Below are 19198 nucleotides of genomic sequence, written 5' to 3'. Positions count from 1 at the left end.
TCGTCAGGGCCTAGGAGTCCTCGGGCTTGTGCGGAGGATGGTGGTGGTGCGGGCTCTTCACATGGGTCCGCAGCCGTGACGTCACGTCCTCCGGCGGCAGGAAGCGCGTCCAGCGCTCGGGGAACTCCGACGGCATGTCCGGGTCCTCGGGATCGTGCTCGTGGGCCGCGGCCGTGCGCGCGACGTACTCGGCGACCTGGGCCTCGCGCAGCCGTTCGTTCGCGGCACGGGCCGCGGCCGTCGCGGCGGCCGGCCAGACCCGGTCGATCGCGGCGTTGACCGCGGCCCCGACGAGCACGGCGAACGCGGACACACCGATCCACAGCATCACGGCGACGGCGGCGGCGAGGGAGCCGTAGATCGACGCGCCCTCGATCGTGTTCGTCAGGTAGATGCGCAGCAGGAAGCTGCCCAGCACCCACATGCCGAGGGCGACCAGCGCGCCGGGCACGTCCTCGATCCAGGGGGAGCGGACCGGCACGGACACGTGGTAGAGCGTGGTCAGGAAGGCGATCGACAGGACGATCACGACCGGCCAGTACAGGACCTGCACCACGGTCTCCGACCACGGCACGATCCGCACCACCGCGTCCGGCCCCGCCACCATCAGCGGCAGCGCCACCGAGCCGATCAGCAGGGCCGCGATGAACAGCAGGAACGCCACCAGCCGGGTCTTGACGATGCCCCGGACGCCGTCGAGGCCGTACATCACGGTGATCGTGTCTATGAAGACGTTCACCGCGCGCGACCCCGACCACAGGGCGAACAGGAAGCCGACGGAGATGACGTCGGGGCGGCCGCCGTGCATCACGTCGTCCAGGATCGGCTGGGCGATCTGGCGCACGCCCTTGTCGGACAGGACGGTGCGCGAGGCCTCGATGAGGTTGGCCTCCAGGCTGCTGATGGTGTCGGTGCCGGTCCAGTCGTCGGCATAACCGAGGAGGCCGATGAGGCTGAGGAGGAGCGGCGGCACGGACAGCAGCGTGAAGAACGCGGCCTCGGCGGCGAGGCCCAGGATGCGGTACTCGATGCAGGAGTTGACGGTGTCCTTGAGCAGCAGCCAGGCGGTCCTGCGCTTCGAGACGTTCCGGTAGAGGACACGCGCCCGGTGGAGACGACCGGAGGGCCGCTGGGGGGATTCACTTGCTGGCTGCACGACCTAAAGGTATCCGCCGTGCGGGTGCGTACTCACCGCGGCGCCGGGTCCGGTCACTCGCCACCCGCCCGATCCCCACGCCCGTGCCGTGTCAGGGTGGAGACCGACGCTCCGTGGAGGGATAGGTTCACAGCCATGGCAGGCAGCACGCACACCGTGACCAACCAGCCCCCGCCCCTTGTCGGGTACGACGCCTACACCGCCGACCGGGCCCTGAGCGCGGCCGTCGAACGCCATCTCGCCCCGGAGGTGCTGGACGAGGCCCGGAGCGAGCTCGCGGGGCTCGGGAAGACGTGTGGATCGGCGCAGGTGCAGGAGTGGGGGGTGCTGGCCAACGAGAACCCGCCGACCCTGCGCACCCACGACCGTTACGGCCACCGTGTCGACGAGGTCGACTTCCATCCGTCCTGGCACCGGCTGCTCGGCAAGGGGGTCGCGGCGGGGCTGACCGCGGCCTGGGCACGGCCGGGCGGCCATGTACGGCGGGCGGCCGCGTTCATGCTCTGGACCCAGGTCGAGGCCGGCAACGGCTGCCCGTTGTCCATGACCCACGCGGCGGTCCCCGCCCTGCGCACGGACCCCGGCCTCGCCGCCGAGTGGGAGCCACGGCTGACGTCCCTGATCTACGACCGTGAGCTGCGGCCCGCCGGGCAGAAGGCCGGCTCCCTGTTCGGGATGGGCATGACGGAGAAGCAGGGCGGCAGCGACGTACGCGCCAACGCGACGGCCGCCACCCCGCTCGCCGAAGCCGGCACCTACACCCTGACCGGCCACAAGTGGTTCTGCTCGGCGCCGATGTCGGACGGCTTCCTGGTCCTCGCGCAGGCACCGGAGGGACTGACCTGCTTCCTCGTGCCGCGTGTACTGGACGACGGCAGCCGCAACGTCTTCCTGATCCAGCGCCTCAAGGACAAGCTGGGCAACCGCTCGAACGCCTCCGCCGAGGTCGAGTTCGACGGGACGTGGGCGCGCCGGGTCGGCGAGGAGGGCCGCGGGGTGCGCACCATCATCGAGATGGTGGCGGCGACCCGGCTCGACTGTGTCCTCGGCTCCGCGGGTCTGATGCGGCAGGCCGTCACGCAGGCGGTCCACCACTGCACCCACCGCGAGGCCTTCGGCGGAAAGCTCGCCGACAAGCCCCTGATGCGCAACGTCCTGGCCGACCTGGCCGTCGAATCCGAGGCGGCGACCACCCTCGCACTCCGCCTCGCCGCCGCCTACGACGACGGCGGCGAGCAGGAGCGCGCCCTGCTGCGGATCGCGGTCCCGGCCGCCAAGTACTGGGTGACCAAGCGCTGCACGCCCCTCACGGTCGAGGCGTCCGAATGCCTGGGCGGCAACGGTTACGTCGAGGAGTCCGGCATGCCCCGCCTGGTCCGCGAGTCCCCCCTGAACTCGATCTGGGAGGGCGCGGGCAACGTCCAGGCCCTGGACGTACTACGGGCATTGCAACGCGAGCCCGCCGCCCTCAACGCCTACCTCCAGGAGGTCGGCAAGGCCCGCGGCGCCGATCACCGCCTGGACGCGGCGATCAAGAACCTCCTGACGGACCTCGCCGACCTCGAAGCCATCGAGTCCCGCGCCCGCCGCCTGACGGAACGGCTCGCCCTGGTCCTCCAGGGCTCACTGCTGGTCCGCTTCGCACCGCCGGAGGTCGCCGACGCCTTCTGCGCCTCCCGGCTGGGCAGCGACGGAGGCATGGCCTTCGGCACCCTGCCGTCAACTCTCGACCTGACGTCGGTGGTGGATCGGTCCAGGCCGCAGGCCTGACCGATCCAAGGGGCGCGGGGAACTGCGCGACCAGCCACAAACCAGCCCGCAGACGCCAACGCACAGAGAGCGGCACCCCCAGTCGCGCAACCCGCCCAACCGCCGGAGGTAGGGGGTGGTGCTGCGCCGACACGGCACCACCCCCAACCATGGCCCGTTCGAGGCCGCGAACGCCGCTCGGGACGGCGTTGCTCAAGTTTCAACCAGCCCAGGACGGTCCACCAGGGTTGCAAGGGGTTGCAACTTGTTGGCGACTGTGTGCGGAGTGTGTGCCTCCGCGAGTGGCGGGCGGCACTATGAGACACACGGCCAAAACGCGGTCGAACCACCGCAGCCGAAACCAGCCGCAGCCGAACAGGAGGACCCTTGCCGCTCTCGCCGACAGAGGTGACGCAGCTGGCCGCCGTGGACGCGGCACGCGCGGCGCGGCTACTCAGCGAGGTCCGCTCCGCCACCCTCTCCGGCCGGCGCGCGCCCGTCGCACCGCGCCCGGTGATCAAGCAGTCCTGGTCGCGCATGCTGCGCAGCGGTGTCGATCCGGACCACGACTTCCGGTCCGGGCTGCTGTCCCGCGAGGAGGTGCAGCGGCGCCGCGAGGACACCGCGCTCCGCCATGTCCTGCCAGTGCTGCGCGAGGGCCTGCTGTCGGTCGCGGACATCGCCCACCACATCATGGTCGTCGCCGACGACGAGGGCCGGGTGCTGTGGCGGGAGGGCAACTCGTCCGTGCTGCGCAAGGCCGACGGCCTCGGGTTCGAACTCGGCGCCGACTGGCGGGAGAGCGTCGTCGGCACGAACGGCGTGGGCACCCCGGCGGTCGTGCGCCGGCCCGTGCAGGTCTTCGCCTCCGAGCACTTCCAGCGCTCGCAGACCTCCTGGACCTGCACCGGCGCCCCCATCACGGATCCGCGGGACGGCCGGCTGATCGGGGTGGTGGACGTCAGCGGGCCGCTGGAGACCATGCATCCGGCCACGCTCGCCTGGGTCGACTCGGTGGCCAAGCTCGCCGAGGCCCGGCTGCGGGAGCTGCATCTGACCTCACTGGAGCGGCTGCGCGCGGTGGCGGCACCGGTGCTGGCCCGGCTGCCGGGCCGGGCCCTGGTGGTGGACCGGGACGGCTGGACCGCGGCGGTGACCGGGATGCCGTACACGCACCGGATCGCGCTGCCCAAGTCCCTGTCGCCGGGCCGACGGTGGCTGCCGCCGCTGGGCGTGTGCTCGGTGGAGCCGCTGGCGGGCGGCTGGCTGCTGCGGGCCTCCGACGAGCCGGTGCCGCCCGGGGCGACCCGGATCGCGCTGAACCTGACCCAGCCGCGCCGCTGGTCGGTGACGGTGTCCGGCGGCGCGGGCACCTGGAGCCATGAACTGAGCCCCCGGCATGCCGAGTTGCTGTATCTGCTGGCATTGCACCGGGCCGGCCGCAGCGCGGCGGAGCTGGCCGAGGACATGTTCGGCGACGCGGGCCGCACGGTGACGGTGCGCGCCGAGATGTCGCGGGTACGGCGCTATCTCGGGGCGTTCCTGGAGCACCGGCCGTACCGCTTCGGCGAGGACGCCGAGGTCGAGGTGCTGCTGCCGGACGACCCCCGCGATCTGCTGCCGCACTCGACGGCCCCGGCGGTGGTGCGGGGCCGGTCCGGGCCGGCCTGACCTGGCTCCGGCGGCCCGCGGGGTGCATCTTCCGCATATTTGCGGGGTCTTAGTCCGCAACCGTGCCCAACTGCCGTAGCATCCTTGCATGGGCCACCCCACCTGCTCCTTTGGTCAACGCACGGACCATTGGCCGCAGTTGGCCCGCCTCGGGAGGTTGTGATGAAGCACCGCGGCAGACACCGTCGACGCAGGCAGGGCCGCGCGGCGCGCGCGTTCCTCGCCGGAACCGCCCTCGCCCTCACCGCCGCCGCGACGATGATCAGCGCGTCACAGGCGACGGTCGGCGACAACCCCGGGGCGCTGGAGCCTCTCACCAGGGCCGCGGAGACCCGCGCGCTCCGGCTCCAGGAGCGGTTGGTCCCGCAGTCCACCCTCGACGAACTCGCCTCCCAGATGGGCAAGCCGGTCGGTGTCCGTGCCGTTCTGGAGACCGCCGACCGGAGCCTGCGCACCGGGTCCGGCTGTACGGCCGGCGAGCGCACGGCGCTGCCGGTCGCGCCGACGGCCACGCGCGCGTACTGCTGGGACGCCGCCGACACCCGGGCCTGGCGGGCCGGCGCGGTCACCACGTCGGGGGACGCCGACGACGACGGCTGGTGGAACGACAACCGGGTGCTGCTCTCCGGCTGGAGCCAGGGCACTGCCGACCGGGGCCTCGCCCGGGTCGCCTTCGTCGACGCGAACGACCTGGGCCGCCCGAGATACGCGTCGGCCCTGCTCGTCGTCCCGGTGGACGGCGGACGGGACTACCGCGCCCTGACGTCCCGCCTGTCGGGCATGGTCTGGTACCAGGACAAACTGCTCGTCACCGCCGGCGACGGCCTGTACGTGTACGACATGAACCGCGTCCAGCGCACCACGGTCGACAGCGCCGCCGTGGGCCGCGTCGAGAAGGGCTGGTCGGCCCACGGCTACCGCTTCGTCCTGCCGGCCGTCGGCTCGTACCGCCTGACCGGCGGAAACGCCGCCCCGGCCCTCGGCGGCATCTCCCTCGACCGCGGCACGGCACCCGACAGCCTGGTCGCGAGCGAACGGACCGCCGCCGACAGCGACCGGCTCGCCCGTCTGTGGCGCTACGACTTCAGCACCGACCCGGGCCGCACCGGCCTGCTGTCCACCGACGCCACCGGATCCGCGTCGGCGGTCGAGGCGTACGAGACGGAGGCCTCCGGCATCCAGGGCGTCCTGTCCCGCCCGACGGCCGGGACGGACCGTTCCGACTGGTACGTGAGCCGCGCCCCGGGCACCACGGACCGGCACGGCAGCCTGTGGCGCCAGGACACCGAGGGCGCCGAGGCGACCCGCTGCGGCTCGGAGGAAGCACCCCGCTGCTGGGGCATCCAGGCCGGCCCCCTGTCGTACTGGGAGGAGACCGGCGAGGTCTGGTCCCAGTCGGGCCGGGCACTGTTCGCCGTGCCGTTGACGTCGATCGACCGGGCGCTGGGATAGCCGCCCGGCCTGTGCGGTCCGCGTGGACGCCGATCGACAGATCGGCCACTCGGGTGGTTCCCTGGCCGTCATGACCAACATCCCCGTGACCACCTGGTCCCTGGAGCAGACCTCCCCGACCGACCTCCTCCCGGCCCAAGCCCCGGAGGGCGACGTGCGGATCGTCCGCTCCGAGGTGCCCTCGCCCGAGTTCAGCCGGTTCCTGTACGCGTCCGTGGGCGGCGACATCCTGTGGATCGACCGGCTGCGCTGGACGTACGCGCAGTGGCAGGCGCACCTGGAGCGTCCGGGCGTCGAGACGTGGGTGGCCTACGACCAGGGGACGCCCGCGGGGTATGTGGAGCTGGGCCCGCAGGACGACGGGGTCGTGGAGATCGAGTACTTCGGGCTGATTCCCGCCTTCCGCGGACGCCGCATCGGCGGTCATCTGCTCTCCTACGGCGCCGCCCGCGCCTGGGACCTCGCGGAGCGCTGGCCGGGGCTGGCGCAGACGAAGCGGGTCTGGCTGCACACGTGCAGCAAGGACGGGGAGCACGCCATGGACAACTATCTGCGCCGCGGCTTCAAGCTCTTCGACACCAAGGTCGAGGAGGAGGCCGTGGTGGCCGCGCCCGGCCCGTGGCCCGGCGCGTACCCTGGCTGAGCCCGTTTACCCTGGCTGAGCCGGGGAGAAACGGTCAGATTCGGGCCATGTGACCGACACCACCCTTGTCTCACTCTCCGGGACAAGGGTGTCCGGATATTGGACGAAGCTGGACTCTGTCCAGATCGCCGTGACACGCTTCCGTCATGTCTGGAACTGGAATTGCCTTGGTGAGTCGGCGGCACGTCGACCTCGGCCGCATGTCCAGCGCCATCTGTCCGGCGCGCTGACAGCCCCGCAGCGCCCGCCATCTCTCTCTTTTCACTTCATTCCCGCGCAATGACGCGCACCTATACCCATGCGCCCGTATGCGCAGGTCAGAGCCGCTTTCCCGCCTGTCCCGAAGGACGTATCAACCATGGCCGCCACCCCGCAGAAACCTGCCGCCGCGACTCCCCGCCGCAAGGTGAGCCGTCACCGTGGTGAGGGTCAGTGGGCGATGGGGCACCACACCCCGCTCAACGGCAACGAGCAGTTCAAGAAGGACGACGACGGTCTCAATGTGCGGACACGCATTGAGACGATCTACTCCAAGCGGGGCTTCGACTCGATCGACCCCAACGACCTGCGCGGTCGGATGCGCTGGTGGGGCCTGTACACCCAGCGCAAGCCCGGGATCGACGGCGGCAAGACCGCGGTCCTGGAGCCGGAGGAGCTGGACGACAAGCACTTCATGCTGCGGGTGCGCATCGACGGCGGTCGCCTCACCACCCACCAGCTTCGGGTGATCGGTGAGATCTCGCAGGAGTTCGCGCGCGGCAGCGCGGACATCACCGACCGGCAGAACATCCAGCTGCACTGGATCCGCATCGAGGACGTGCCGGAGATCTGGAACCGGCTGGAGGCCGTCGGGCTGTCCACCACCGAGGCCTGCGGCGACTGCCCGCGCGTCGTCATCGGCTCGCCGGTCGCCGGTATCGCCGAGGACGAGATCATCGACGGCACCTGGGCGATCGACGAGATCCACGAGCGGTACATCGGCAGCAAGGAGTTCTCCAACCTGCCCCGCAAGTTCAAGACGGCGATCTCCGGCTCCCCGCTCCTCGACGTGGTCCACGAGATCAACGACATCGCGTTCGTCGGCGTCGACCACCCCGAGCACGGCCCCGGCTTCGACCTGTGGGTCGGCGGCGGCCTGTCCACCAACCCGAAGATCGGCGTCCGGCTCGGCGCCTGGGTGCCGCTGGAGGAGGTCCCGGACGTCTGGGCGGGCGTGGTCGGCATCTTCCGCGACTACGGCTACCGGCGCTTGCGTACGCGGGCCCGCCTGAAGTTCCTGGTCGCGGACTGGGGTCCGGAGAAGTTCCGCCAGATCCTGGAGGACGAGTACCTCAAGCGCGAGCTGGCCGACGGCCCCGCGCCCGCCGAGCCCACCGAGCGCTGGCGTGACCACGTCGGTGTGCACCGGCAGAAGGACGGCCGTTTCTACGTCGGTTTCGCGCCGCGTGTCGGCCGGGTCGACGGCGCCACGCTGACGAAGATCGCCGAGGTCGCGGAGGCCCACGGCTCGAACCGGGTGCGCACCACCGTCGAGCAGAAGATGATCGTCCTCGATGTCGAGGAGGCGCAGGTCGAGCCGCTGGTCGAGGCCCTGGAGGCGCTGGACCTGACGGCCAAGCCCTCCCCGTTCCGGCGCGGCACCATGGCCTGCACCGGCATCGAGTACTGCAAGCTCGCCATCGTCGAGACCAAGGCGCGCGGGGCCGCGCTGATCGACGAACTGGAGCGCCGCATCCCGGACTTCGACGAGCCGCTCACCATCAACCTCAACGGCTGCCCGAACGCCTGCGCCCGTATCCAGGTGGCGGACATCGGTCTCAAGGGCCAGCTGGTCCTGAACGACCAGGGCGAGCAGGTCGAGGGCTACCAGGTACACCTCGGCGGTGCGCTCGGCCTGGAGGCCGGGTTCGGGCGCAAGGTGCGTGGTCTGAAGGTCACCTCCGAGGAGCTGCCCGACTACGTCGAGCGCGTCCTGAAGCGCTTCCAGGACGAGCGTGAGGACGGCGAGCGGTTCGCCACCTGGGCCGCGCGCGCCTCCGAGGAGGCCCTCTCATGAGCGAGCGGGCCGCTCCCTTCTACTGCCCCTACTGCGGCGACGAGGACCTCCGCCCCAGCGAGCAGGGTCACGGCGCGTGGGAATGCGCGGCGTGCAACCGCGCATTCCAGTTGAAGTTCCTCGGGCTGCTCGCCCGGGGCCTTCAGCCCAACGACGCAGGGGGAGAACAGATATGACGACGATCCAGGAAGAGCGCGCGACAGACGATCTGAAGGCGCTCGCCGAGCAGGCGGGCCGTGACCTGGAGGACGCCTCCGCGCTGGAGATCCTCCAGTGGGCGGTCGACACCTTCGGGGACCGCTTCTGCGTGACCTCGTCGATGGAGGACGCGGTGGTCGCCCACCTCGCCTCCCGCGCGAGGCCCGGCGGCTCCCCGGTCGACGTAGTGTTCCTCGACACCGGCTACCACTTCGAGGAGACCATCGGCACCCGCGACGCGGTCGAGGCCGTGATGGACGTCAACGTCATCACCCTCACCCCGCGCCAGACGGTCGCCGAGCAGGACGCCGAGTACGGCCCGAAGCTGCACGACCGCGACCCCGACCTGTGCTGCAAGCTGCGCAAGGTCGAGCCGCTGGAGCGGGGCCTCAAGGGCTATGTGGCCTGGGCGACGGGGCTGCGCCGCGACGAGTCCCCGACCCGGGCGAACACCCCGGTCGTCGGCTGGGACGAGAAGCGCCAGAAGGTGAAGATCTCCCCGATCGCCCGCTGGACCCAGGACGACGTGGACGCCTATGTCACCGAACACGGTGTCCTCACCAACCCGCTGCTGATGGACGGCTACGCCTCCGTCGGCTGCGCCCCCTGCACCCGCCGGGTCCTGGAGGGCGAGGACGCGCGCGCCGGCCGCTGGGCGGGCCGCGCCAAGACCGAGTGCGGGCTGCACGGCTGACCCATGACCGAGCCTTCTGCGAATTTGGAGAACCACGTGACGAGCGGAGCCACCGTCTGGCTCACGGGTCTGCCGAGCGCCGGCAAGACCACCATCGCCTACGAGCTGGCCGGCCGGCTCCGCGAGGAGGGCCACCGCGTCGAGGTGCTCGACGGCGACGAGATCCGCGAGTTCATCTCGGCGGGCCTCGGCTTCAGCCGCGAGGACCGGCACACCAACGTGCAGCGCATCGGCTTCCTCGCCGAGCTGCTCGCCCGTAACGGTGTGAAGGCGCTCGTCCCGGTGATCGCGCCCTACGCCGACAGCCGCGACGCGGTGCGCAAGCGCCACCAGGAGAGCGGGGCCGCGTACGTCGAGGTGCACGTGGCCACGCCGGTCGAGGTGTGCTCCGTACGCGATGTGAAGGGGCTGTACGCCAAGCAGGCCGCGGGCGAGCTGACCGGCCTGACCGGGGTCGACGACCCGTACGAGGCACCCGAGTCGCCCGATCTGCGCATCGAGTCCCAGAACCAGACCGTCCAGGAATCCGCGGGCGCGGTCCACGCGCTGCTCACCGAGAGGGGACTGGCATGACGACGACCGTTGCCACGGTCAAGGGGGGCGAAGACGGTACGGACTCCCCGTACGCCCTCTCCCACCTGGACGCGCTGGAATCCGAGGCCGTCCATATCTTCCGTGAGGTGGCGGGTGAGTTCGAGCGGCCGGTGATCCTTTTCTCCGGCGGCAAGGACTCCATCGTGATGCTGCACCTGGCGCTGAAGGCCTTCGCGCCGGCGCCGGTCCCGTTCACGCTGCTGCACGTCGACACGGGGCACAACTTCCCCGAGGTCATCGAGTACCGCGACCGTACGGTCGAGAAGCACAACCTGCGGCTGCACGTCGCGTCGGTGCAGGACTACATCGACCGGGGTGTGCTCAAGGAGCGTCCGGACGGCACCCGTAACCCGCTGCAGACGGTGCCGCTGACCGAGAAGATCCAGGGCGAGAAGTTCGACGCGGTCTTCGGCGGCGGACGCCGGGACGAGGAGAAGGCGCGGGCCAAGGAGCGGGTGTTCAGCCTGCGGGACGAGTTCTCGCAGTGGGACCCGCGCCGCCAGCGCCCCGAGCTGTGGAACCTGTACAACGGCCGGCACGCGCCCGGCGAGCACGTCCGCGTGTTCCCGCTGTCCAACTGGACCGAGCTGGACGTGTGGCAGTACATCGCCCGCGAGGGCATCGAGCTGCCGCAGATCTACTTCGCGCACGAGCGTGACGTGTTCGCCCGCAACGGCATGTGGCTGACCGCGGGCGAGTGGGGCGGGCCCAAGGACGGCGAGACCGTCGAGAAGCGGCTCATCCGTTACCGGACCGTCGGCGACATGTCCTGCACGGGCGCCGTCGACTCCGCCGCGGTGACCCTGGAGCAGGTGATCGCCGAGATCGCCGCCTCCCGGCTCACCGAGCGCGGCGCCACCCGCGCCGACGACAAGCTCTCCGAGGCCGCGATGGAAGACCGTAAGCGCGAGGGGTACTTCTAAGCATGAGCACGATCACGACCGAGGAGCTCTCGGCCACCACTCTGCTGCGGTTCGCCACGGCGGGCTCCGTCGACGACGGCAAGTCCACCCTGGTCGGCCGGCTGCTGCACGACTCCAAGTCGGTCCTCGCCGACCAGTTGGAGGCCGTGGAGCACGCCTCCCGCAACCGCGGCCAGGAGGCGCCCGACCTGGCACTGCTGACGGACGGTCTGCGGGCCGAGCGTGAGCAGGGCATCACCATCGACGTGGCGTACCGCTACTTCGCGACCCCGCGCCGCCGGTTCATCCTCGCCGACACCCCCGGCCATGTGCAGTACACCCGGAACATGGTCACGGGCGCGTCGACGGCCGAGCTGACGGTCATCCTGGTCGACGCCCGCAACGGCGTCGTCGAGCAGACCCGCCGGCACGCGGCGATCGCGGCCCTCCTGCGGGTCCCGCACGTGGTGCTCGCCGTGAACAAGATGGACCTGGTCGACTACCAGGAGCCCGTGTTCGCCGCGATCGCCGAGGAGTTCACGGCGTACGCCCTCGAACTGGGTGTCCCGGAGATCACCGCGATCCCGATCTCGGCGCTGGCCGGCGACAACGTGGTGGACCCGTCCGCGAACATGGACTGGTACGGCGGGCCGACCTTCCTGGAGCACCTGGAGACGGTCCCGGTCACCCACGACCTGCGCCACTGCCACGCCCGGCTGCCCGTGCAGTACGTGATCCGGCCGCAGACCGCCGAGCTGCCCGACTACCGCGGCTACGCCGGTCAGATCGCCGCCGGTTCCTTCCGGGTCGGCGAGTCGGTGACCGTGCTGCCCTCGGGCCGTACGTCGAAGATCACCGGCATCGACCTGCTGGGCGAGCCGGTCGACATCGCGTGGACGACGCAGTCGGTGACCGTCCTGCTGGAGGACGACATCGACATCTCGCGCGGCGACCTGATCGTGCCGACCAAGGACGCGCCCCCGACCACGCAGGACATCGAGGCCACGGTCTGCCATGTCGCCGACGCGCCGCTGACGGTCGGTCACCGGGTGCTGCTCAAGCACGGCACCCGCACGGTCAAGGCGATCGTCAAGGACATCCCGTCCCGGCTCACGCTGGACGACCTGTCCCTGCACCCGCACCCCGGACAGCTCGTCGCCAACGACATCGGCCGGGTGAAGGTCCGTACCGCCGAGCCGCTGCCGGTCGACTCCTACGCCGACTCCCGCCGTACCGGCTCGTTCATCCTGATCGACCCGAACGACGGCACCACGCTCACCGCGGGCATGGTCGGCGAGTCGTTCGCCTCGCCGGAGCCGGTCAAGGACAAGGCCGAGGACGACGGGTGGGACTTCTGAGCGCGATGTGTGCGCTGACCCGCGTGCCCCGTATGCGCGCCGCCGCGCTCGAACCAGCCGACTCCCCGGCCACGACCTGACACGGGCGTGAGCGCCGGGCCACCGAGAGGAACACCTCCCGTGCCTGCCACCCCCGCCCTGCGACGGACGTTCGCCGTCCTGGCCGCGCTGCCGCTGCTGGGCCTCGCGGCCTGCGGCTACGGCTCCCAGGCCAAGGAGAACACGGAGCACGCCATAGCCGGGGCGGCCAAGGTCGACGGCCTGGACTCGGTGAAGATCGGCTACTTCGGGAACCTCACGCACGCCACTGCGCTGGTCGGCCGGCACGAGGGGCTGTTCCAGAAGGAGCTGGGCGGCACGAGGGCGGAGTACGCCACGTTCAACGCCGGCCCCTCGGAGATCGAGGCGCTGAACTCCGAGTCCATCGACATCGGCTGGATCGGCCCCTCCCCCGCCATCAACGGCTACCTCAAGTCGAACGGCACGAATCTGCGGATCATCTCCGGTTCGGCCTCGGGTGGCGTGAAGCTCGTCGTCGACCCCGAGAAGATCAAGTCCCTGAAGGACGTCAAGGGCAAGAAGATCGCCACGCCGCAGCTCGGCAACACCCAGGACGTGGCGTTCCTCAACTGGATCTCCGAGCAGGGCTGGAAGGTCGACGCGGAGAGCGGCAAGGGTGACGTCTCCGTGGTCCGGACCGACAACAAGATCACCCCGGACGCCTACAAGTCCGGCTCGATCGACGGCGCGTGGGTGCCCGAGCCGACCGCCTCCAAGCTGGTCGCGGAGGGCGGGAAGGTGCTGCTGGACGAGGCCGGCCTGTGGCCGGACAAGAAGTTCGTGATCACGAACGTCATCGTGCGGCAGGACTTCCTCAAGAAGCACCCCGAGGCCGTCGAGGCCGTACTGCGCGCCTCGGTGCGGACCAACAAGTGGATCGACGACAACCCGGAGAAGGCGAAGGCCGCGGCGAACGCGCAGCTGAAGGCCGACACCGGGAAGGCGCTGCCGGCCGAAGTTCTCGACCCGGCATGGCAGTCCATCCAGGTCACGGACGACCCGCTCGCGGCCACGCTGAACACCGAGGCCGAGCACGCGGTCAAGGCGGGGCTGCTGCAGAAGCCGGACCTGACCGGCATCTACGACCTGGCACCGCTGAACAGGGTCCTCAAAGCCGAGGGCGAAGCCGAGGTCGACGACGTCGGGCTCGGCGTCAAGTAAGTCCCGTTTTCCGGATTCCGCGAGTTCCCAGGAGGTGACGACCATGGCAACCGCCCTCGCCAAGGCCGCCGACACGGATGCGTCCGTGGAGCACGCCGCGCGCATCGACCACGTCTCGAAGTCGTTCGCCGGCCCGGCCGGGCAGCAGCTCGTCCTCGACGACATCACCCTCGATGTCGCGCCCGGCGAGTTCGTCACCCTCCTCGGAGCGTCCGGCTGCGGCAAGTCGACGCTGCTGAACCTGGTGGCCGGGCTGGACAGGCCCAGCGCGGGCAGCATCACGACCGACGGGCGCCCGGCGCTGATGTTCCAGGAGCACGCCCTGTTCCCGTGGCTGACCGCGGGCAAGAACATCGAACTCGCCCTGAGGCTCCGGGGCGTACCCAAGGCCGAGCGGCGCGAGCGGGCCGAGGAGCTTCTCGAACTGGTCCGGCTGAAGGGCGCCTACGGCAAGCGGGTGCACGAGCTGTCCGGCGGGATGCGCCAGCGGGTCGCCATGGCCCGGGCCCTCGCCCAGGACAGCAAGCTGCTGCTGATGGACGAGCCGTTCGCCGCGCTGGACGCGATCACGCGGGACGTGCTGCACGACGAGCTGACCCGTATCTGGCGCGAGACGCAGTTGTCCGTCCTGTTCGTCACGCACAACGTGCGCGAGGCGGTCCGGCTGGCCCAGCGCGTCGTCCTGCTGTCCTCCCGGCCGGGCCGCATCGCCCGGGAGTGGACGGTCGGCATCCCGCAGCCGCGCCGCATCGAGGACGCCGAGGTGGCGGAGCTGTCCCGGGAGATCACCGAAGAACTGCGTGGGGAGATCCGCCGTCATGGCCAGCACTGAGACGACCGCCGCCAAGGACGGCAACGATCTCGCCGGACTCGAGGCGGGCCTGGACGCCCTGGACACGGTCCAGACGGGCCGTACGCCGTTCCGGCGCACCCTGACCCAGAAGGTCCTGCCGCCCGTCGTCGCCGTCGCGCTGGTGCTGGCGGTCTGGCAGATCCTGGTGTGGGCGGAGGTCGCCCCCGACTACAAGCTGCCCTCGCCGTCCGACGTATGGGGCGAGGTGCGCCAGTCCTGGCTGCAGGGCACGCTCTTCGACTACATCTGGACGTCCGTCTCGCGCGGTCTGATGGGCTTCCTGCTGGCGCTGGCGATCGGTACGCCGCTGGGCCTGCTGGTGGCGCGGGTGAGGTTCGTGCGCGCGGCGATCGGCCCGATCCTGTCCGGTCTGCAGTCGCTGCCGTCGGTCGCCTGGGTGCCGCCGGCCGTGATCTGGCTGGGCCTGAACGACTCGATGATGTACGCGGTGATCCTGCTCGGCGCGGTCCCCTCGATCGCCAACGGCCTGGTGTCGGGCGTCGACCAGGTGCCGCCGCTGTTCCTGCGCGCGGGCCGCACCCTGGGCGCGACGGGTCTGAAGGGCACCTGGCACATCGTGATGCCGGCCGCGCTGCCCGGCTATCTGGCGGGCCTGAAGCAGGGCTGGGCCTTCTCCTGGCGCTCGCTGATGGCCGCCGAGATCATCGCCACGTCACCCGATCTCGGCATCGGCCTGGGCCAGTTGCTGGAGCAGGGCCGCACCAACAGCAGCATGTCCCAGGTGTTCCTGGCCATCTTCCTGATCCTCATCGTCGGCATCGCCATCGACCTGCTGATCTTCAGCCCGCTGGAGCGGTGGGTGCTGCGCAGCCGCGGTCTGCTGGCAAGGAGCTGAGGTCCTGTGTTCCAGAAGCCGGTTCTTCTCGTCGTCGCCCACGGCAGCCGCGACCCGCGCCATGCCGCGACCGTGCACGCCCTGGTACGCCGGGTGCGCTCGCTGCGCCCGGACGTGCGGGTGGAGACCGGCTTCCTGGAGTTCAACATCCCGTCGGTGCAGGGGGTGCTGGAGTCGCTGGCCGCGGAGGGCGTCCGTGACGTCGTGGCCCTCCCTCTGCTGCTGACGCGCGCGTTCCACGCGAAGGCGGACATCCCGGCGGTTCTGCGGGCGGCACCGCCGCAGCTCCGCATCCGCCAGGCGGAGGTGCTGGGCCCGTCCCCGCTGCTCCTGTCCGCCCTGGAACGGCGTCTGTACGAGGCGGGTCTGACCCCCGCCGACAAGTCCTCGACCGGGGTCGTGCTGGCCTCGGCGGGGTCCTCCGACCCGGAGGCGATCGCAGTGATCGCAGAAATCGCGCGGGAGTGGCGGCACACCGGTTGGTGCGCCGTGCGACCTGCGTTCGCCTCCGCATCCCTTCCCCGCACCGAGGACGCGGTACGCGAGCTCCGGGCCCTCGGCTGCGAGCGTGTGGCCGTGGCCCCGTACGTCCTGGCCCCCGGCTTCCTCCCGGACCGCATCGCCCGCGGCGCCGCCGAGGCGGACGTCCTGGCGGACGTGCTCGGGGCGGCGCCCGAGGTGGCGCGGGTGTTGCTGGAGCGGTACGAGGCGGCGGGGGTGCCGGCGCTGACGGCCATGGGCGCCTGAGCGCGACGACCCGGGATTACGCAGGGTCCGCCATTTGCGTAGGGCTCGCCCTTTACGCGGGGTCCGCCCTTTACGCGGGGTCCGTCGCCCCGACCGCCTCGTCGGCCAGCCGTACCAGCTCCGCCACCGGCATCGACCCAGCCGCCCGCCGCTCCCGCGCGAAGGTGTTGGCGAGGCGCTGGAGGAGGTCGTTCAGGGGGGTCGGTACGCCGTGCAGGCGGCCCAGGAGGGTGATCTCGCCGTTGAGGTAGTCGGCCTCGATGGTGCCGGTGCCGCGGGTGAGGGACTGCCAGGAGGAGCCGCCGCCGCGCGGGGCGCCGTCGAGGGGGACGAGGGTGACCTTGTCGCCGCGTACCGCCCGCTGCTCCTCGGCACCGGCGTACGCGATCCCGGCGGCGTCGAGCACGGCGGCGCCCTCGGCCCGCACCCGCCGGAACAGCGCCCCGGCCTCCTCGCTGTCGACGGGGCCGGTCACCGCCTCCAGGGCGTTGCCGAGGTTGGCCAGCAGCTTGGCGTACTGCCAGCGGGTCACGTCCGCCACGACCGGCGCCTCGAAGTGCGACTTCTCCAGGCCGGCGGCGATGAGGCGGGCGGTCTCGTCGGTGCCGTGCGGGTGGCGCCCGAGATGGAGGATGCCGGTGAGGGGGCTGCCGGCCGCGGAGACGACGCCGGGTTCGACGTAGGTCGACGGCAGCCAGACGCAGACGCCGTACACCCGCCGGAAGAGCCGCAGGGCGAGGCGCTGGCTCTCGACGCCGTTCTGCGCGCAGACCAGCGGCAGCCGCTCGGCGGCCGTACCGCCACCCGCGACCGGGGCTGGACCCCACGACTGCAGCGCGGCCGCACTGTCCTGCGTCTTCACGGCGAGGACGAGGACGTCGTCGGGGCGGAGCTCCCCGAGCGCGGCCGGCCCGTCGACGACCGGCAGCCGATGGATCAGCTCGCCCTCCGGAACCCTGAGCCGCAGCCCGCGGTCCCGTAGGGCCTCGAAGTGCGCGCCCCGCGCGACCAGAACGACCTCGTGCCCCGAGCCCGCGAGCCGTCCGCCGATGACACCGCCGACCGCTCCTGCACCGATGATGATGTAGCGCATACGACGAGCCTCGCACACCCGTCCACCGGGGTTGACCTTGCCCCTGGGGCAGGCTTGAGGGTCCCCGGCATGGACGACTTCTATCTGAAGCAGACGCCGTACAGCGATCCGGGAAGCCTGGACGTCAGCGGGCTGCCACGTGATCCGGGTGAACTCGCGCACGTCGTACGCGATGTGATCATCCATCAGGGAGAAGGGCAGCGCCTGGGATACGCCATCCCCGCGCAACGCCTGCACGAGGACGCCGAGTCGCGCTACGTCACCGACATCCTGCGGATCCTGCGTGAGCGCGGGGACACCCCGCTGACCGACGCGCGCGAGCCGGAAGGACGGTTCGTGGGCACGTGCCGGGACTTCGCGCTGCTGCATGTGTCCCTGCTGCGCGCGACGGGGACGCCGGCCCGGGTCCGCGGCGGCTTCGGCACGTACTTCGTCGACGGCTTCCACGAGGACCACTGGATCACCGAGTACCGCCTGCCGGACGGCAGTTGGCGGCTGATGGACCCGCAGGTGCTGCATCCGTCGTACGACCACCTGGACTTCGATCCGCTGGACGTGCCGCGCGACCGGTTCCTCGTGGCGGGCGAGGCGTGGCGGGCGTGCCGGGCCGGGGAGGCGGATCCGCGGGCGTTCGGGTTCTGGAGCGACGAGGCCCTGCGCGGGATGTGGTTCGTGCGGGGCAGCCTCGTCCTCGACCTCGCCTGCCGGGGCGGCGTCGAGACGCTGCCGTGGGACGGCTGGGAGCCTCTGGCGGGCTTCGGCGACGCGTCGCTGTCCGCCGCCGACCTCGCCCTCCTGGACGCCGCGGCCGCCGCGCACACCGACGAGGACGTCCGGCGCCTGGGTGCGGAGCCGCGGCTGGCGCCGCCCCGCGAGATCCTCTCCAGGTCGCCTTCGTTCGGCCTGCGCAAGGTCACTCTCGCCCGGCGCTGAACGGCGTCCCTTGGTGGAAGTACATCTGCCATGCGTCGTCGGTCCGCAGCCACAGCGAACTGCGGTGCGCCCGGCGGCCGTTGTTCTCCGTGTCGAAGGTGAGGTGGACGACGTCGGGCGCGAGCTGGGCGGCCTGGATGGGCGAGACGACGACGGGCCGGGGTCCCGGGTCTTCGCCCGCGACCAGGGCCTCGATGATCGACGTCCGGTCCCAGTACCGCCCTGACGCGCCGAACTCCCGGAACTCGGGATGCAACAACTCCCCGAGCAGTTCCGGCGACGACCGTACAGCCGGCTCGAGAAGGCGCAGTTCGCCGTCGACGGCGGCTTGCACGGCGGGGGTGCGGGCGTCAGTCACCTGTCATCTCCACGAGTTTCACGACGGTGTTCCAGTTACGGCTGGTGGCGATCAAACCCTTGTTGAGCCGGGGCCGCGACAGGATTTCGCCGAGCTTGGAGCGCCCCAGGCCGTTCGGGGCGTACAGGTACAGCGCGCGGTCGCCCAGGCGGAACTCCTCCGGGCGGTAGGCGGCCTGGTCGATCTCCGCGAAGCGGTCGGCGTCGACCGGGGCGGAGAAGTAGGTGACGTGGAGCTGCTTCGCCTCCAACTCGGCTGCCGGGAAGGGGCAGTTGTCGGCGATCGCCTTGAGATAGGCGTGGCCTCGCACGATCACGTCCACGGCGAAGCCGAAGTGCTTCTCGATCACCGAGGCGAGCTCCGCGGCCAGCGACTCCTCGTCGCCGTGGTCGGCGGTGAACACCGCCTGGCCGCTCTGGAGGTAGGTGCGTACGCCGTCGTGGCCGAGGCCGGTCAGCAGGGCGCGCAGGTCGGCCATCGGGACTTTTCTGCTGCCGCCCACGTTGATTCCGCGCAGCAGCGCCGCATACGTCGTCGTCATCCGGCCACCTTAAGGCGACCCTCTGACAGTGCTCCCGAAGGTCGCCTGGCCCTGGCGCGGCCGTCGTGCCCCGTGGGGGTGGGCACGACGGCCTGGAGCCGTAAGTTACTTACCGGTCAGCAC

Annotated in this window: 20 protein-coding genes; 16 read left to right on the top strand and 4 right to left on the bottom strand. The window is 71.1% G+C overall.

From position 1 onward, the window contains the following. Positions 1-10: 10 nt before the first annotated feature. A complete protein-coding gene (locus ABIE67_RS36210; protein ID WP_370265763.1) occupies positions 11-1156 on the bottom strand; it encodes a YihY/virulence factor BrkB family protein in 1146 nt (381 codons plus the stop codon). Between the two features lie 135 nt (positions 1157-1291). Here ABIE67_RS36210 and ABIE67_RS36205 point away from each other — a divergent pair, with 135 nt between their 5' ends. The 15 genes from ABIE67_RS36205 to ABIE67_RS36135 all read left to right on the top strand — a co-directional run bounded on the left by ABIE67_RS36205 (position 1292) and on the right by ABIE67_RS36135 (position 16150). Then, positions 1292-2926, top strand: coding sequence for an acyl-CoA dehydrogenase family protein (locus ABIE67_RS36205; RefSeq protein WP_370265762.1), 1635 nt, complete (start codon positions 1292-1294; stop codon positions 2924-2926). Between the two features lie 366 nt (positions 2927-3292). Next, positions 3293-4576 (top strand): GAF domain-containing protein, encoded by a 1284-nt coding sequence (locus ABIE67_RS36200; RefSeq protein WP_370265761.1) that lies wholly within the window; start codon positions 3293-3295, stop codon positions 4574-4576. Between the two features lie 162 nt (positions 4577-4738). Beyond that, positions 4739-6028 carry a hypothetical protein gene (locus ABIE67_RS36195; protein ID WP_370265760.1) on the top strand — a complete coding sequence of 430 codons (1290 nt, stop codon included), beginning with the start codon at positions 4739-4741 and terminating at the stop codon, positions 6026-6028. A 70-nt stretch (positions 6029-6098) separates the two neighbouring features. Then, positions 6099-6671 (top strand): GNAT family N-acetyltransferase, encoded by a 573-nt coding sequence (locus ABIE67_RS36190; protein WP_370265759.1) that lies wholly within the window; start codon positions 6099-6101, stop codon positions 6669-6671. 146 nt (positions 6672-6817) lie between these two features. Beyond that, on the top strand, positions 6818-6901 hold the full coding sequence (locus ABIE67_RS36185; protein ID WP_310591794.1) for a putative leader peptide: 84 nt from the start codon (positions 6818-6820) through the stop codon (positions 6899-6901). Positions 6902-7029: 128 nt separating this feature from the next. Next, positions 7030-8727, top strand: coding sequence for a nitrite/sulfite reductase (locus ABIE67_RS36180; protein ID WP_370265758.1), 1698 nt, complete (start codon positions 7030-7032; stop codon positions 8725-8727). After that, entirely contained in the window at positions 8724-8903 is a 180-nt protein-coding gene (locus tag ABIE67_RS36175) for a hypothetical protein (RefSeq protein ID WP_370265757.1), read from the top strand. Before ABIE67_RS36180 ends, ABIE67_RS36175 begins: the two co-directional genes overlap by 4 nt. Next, the gene (locus ABIE67_RS36170; protein ID WP_370265756.1) at positions 8900-9619 is read left to right on the top strand and encodes a phosphoadenylyl-sulfate reductase; all 720 of its coding nucleotides are present in this window, start codon (positions 8900-8902) and stop codon (positions 9617-9619) included. The genes ABIE67_RS36175 and ABIE67_RS36170 overlap by 4 nt, the downstream gene beginning before the upstream one ends. Positions 9620-9622: 3 nt before the next feature. Beyond that, a complete protein-coding gene (gene cysC / locus ABIE67_RS36165; protein WP_370265755.1) occupies positions 9623-10192 on the top strand; it encodes an adenylyl-sulfate kinase in 570 nt (189 codons plus the stop codon). Further along, entirely contained in the window at positions 10189-11136 is a 948-nt protein-coding gene (gene cysD, locus ABIE67_RS36160; protein ID WP_370265754.1) for a sulfate adenylyltransferase subunit CysD, read from the top strand. Before cysC ends, cysD begins: the two co-directional genes overlap by 4 nt. A gap of 2 nt (positions 11137-11138) precedes the next feature. After that, positions 11139-12473, top strand: a complete 1335-nt coding sequence (locus ABIE67_RS36155) for a sulfate adenylyltransferase subunit 1 (protein ID WP_370265753.1) — start codon at positions 11139-11141, stop codon at positions 12471-12473. A gap of 120 nt (positions 12474-12593) precedes the next feature. Beyond that, positions 12594-13694, top strand: a complete 1101-nt coding sequence (locus ABIE67_RS36150) for an aliphatic sulfonate ABC transporter substrate-binding protein (RefSeq protein WP_370265751.1) — start codon at positions 12594-12596, stop codon at positions 13692-13694. 43 nt (positions 13695-13737) lie between these two features. After that, entirely contained in the window at positions 13738-14526 is a 789-nt protein-coding gene (locus ABIE67_RS36145) for an ABC transporter ATP-binding protein (RefSeq protein WP_370265750.1), read from the top strand. Continuing rightward, positions 14513-15403 carry an ABC transporter permease gene (locus ABIE67_RS36140; protein ID WP_370265749.1) on the top strand — a complete coding sequence of 297 codons (891 nt, stop codon included), beginning with the start codon at positions 14513-14515 and terminating at the stop codon, positions 15401-15403. Before ABIE67_RS36145 ends, ABIE67_RS36140 begins: the two co-directional genes overlap by 14 nt. A 6-nt stretch (positions 15404-15409) precedes the next feature. Beyond that, complete coding sequence (locus ABIE67_RS36135) at positions 15410-16150, top strand: sirohydrochlorin chelatase (RefSeq protein ID WP_370265748.1); 741 nt, start codon at positions 15410-15412, stop codon at positions 16148-16150. A 70-nt stretch (positions 16151-16220) separates the two neighbouring features. Here ABIE67_RS36135 and ABIE67_RS36130 read toward each other — a convergent pair whose 3' ends face one another. After that, entirely contained in the window at positions 16221-17243 is a 1023-nt protein-coding gene (locus ABIE67_RS36130; RefSeq protein WP_370265747.1) for a ketopantoate reductase family protein, read from the bottom strand. Positions 17244-17312: 69 nt separating this feature from the next. Here ABIE67_RS36130 and ABIE67_RS36125 point away from each other — a divergent pair, with 69 nt between their 5' ends. Continuing rightward, a complete protein-coding gene (locus ABIE67_RS36125; protein WP_370265746.1) occupies positions 17313-18176 on the top strand; it encodes a transglutaminase-like domain-containing protein in 864 nt (287 codons plus the stop codon). Here the strand turns inward: ABIE67_RS36125 and ABIE67_RS36120 are convergent. Together ABIE67_RS36120 and ABIE67_RS36115 are read right to left on the bottom strand one after the other, a co-directional pair. Then, positions 18157-18534: a DUF4440 domain-containing protein gene (locus ABIE67_RS36120; protein ID WP_370265745.1), complete on the bottom strand. Its 378-nt coding sequence runs from the start codon at positions 18532-18534 to the stop codon at positions 18157-18159. The two genes, ABIE67_RS36125 and ABIE67_RS36120, sit on opposite strands and share 20 nt — an antisense overlap. Further along, positions 18527-19075, bottom strand: coding sequence for a DUF1697 domain-containing protein (locus ABIE67_RS36115; RefSeq protein ID WP_370265744.1), 549 nt, complete (start codon positions 19073-19075; stop codon positions 18527-18529). Before ABIE67_RS36115 ends, ABIE67_RS36120 begins: the two co-directional genes overlap by 8 nt. Positions 19076-19198 lie beyond the last annotated feature (123 nt).

This window comes from Streptomyces sp. V4I8, from assembly GCF_041261225.1.
GTDB lineage: Bacteria > Actinomycetota > Actinomycetes > Streptomycetales > Streptomycetaceae > Streptomyces.
The sequence above is the reverse complement of the archived record's forward strand: the minus strand, read 5'-3'. Positions and strand labels throughout refer to the sequence as shown.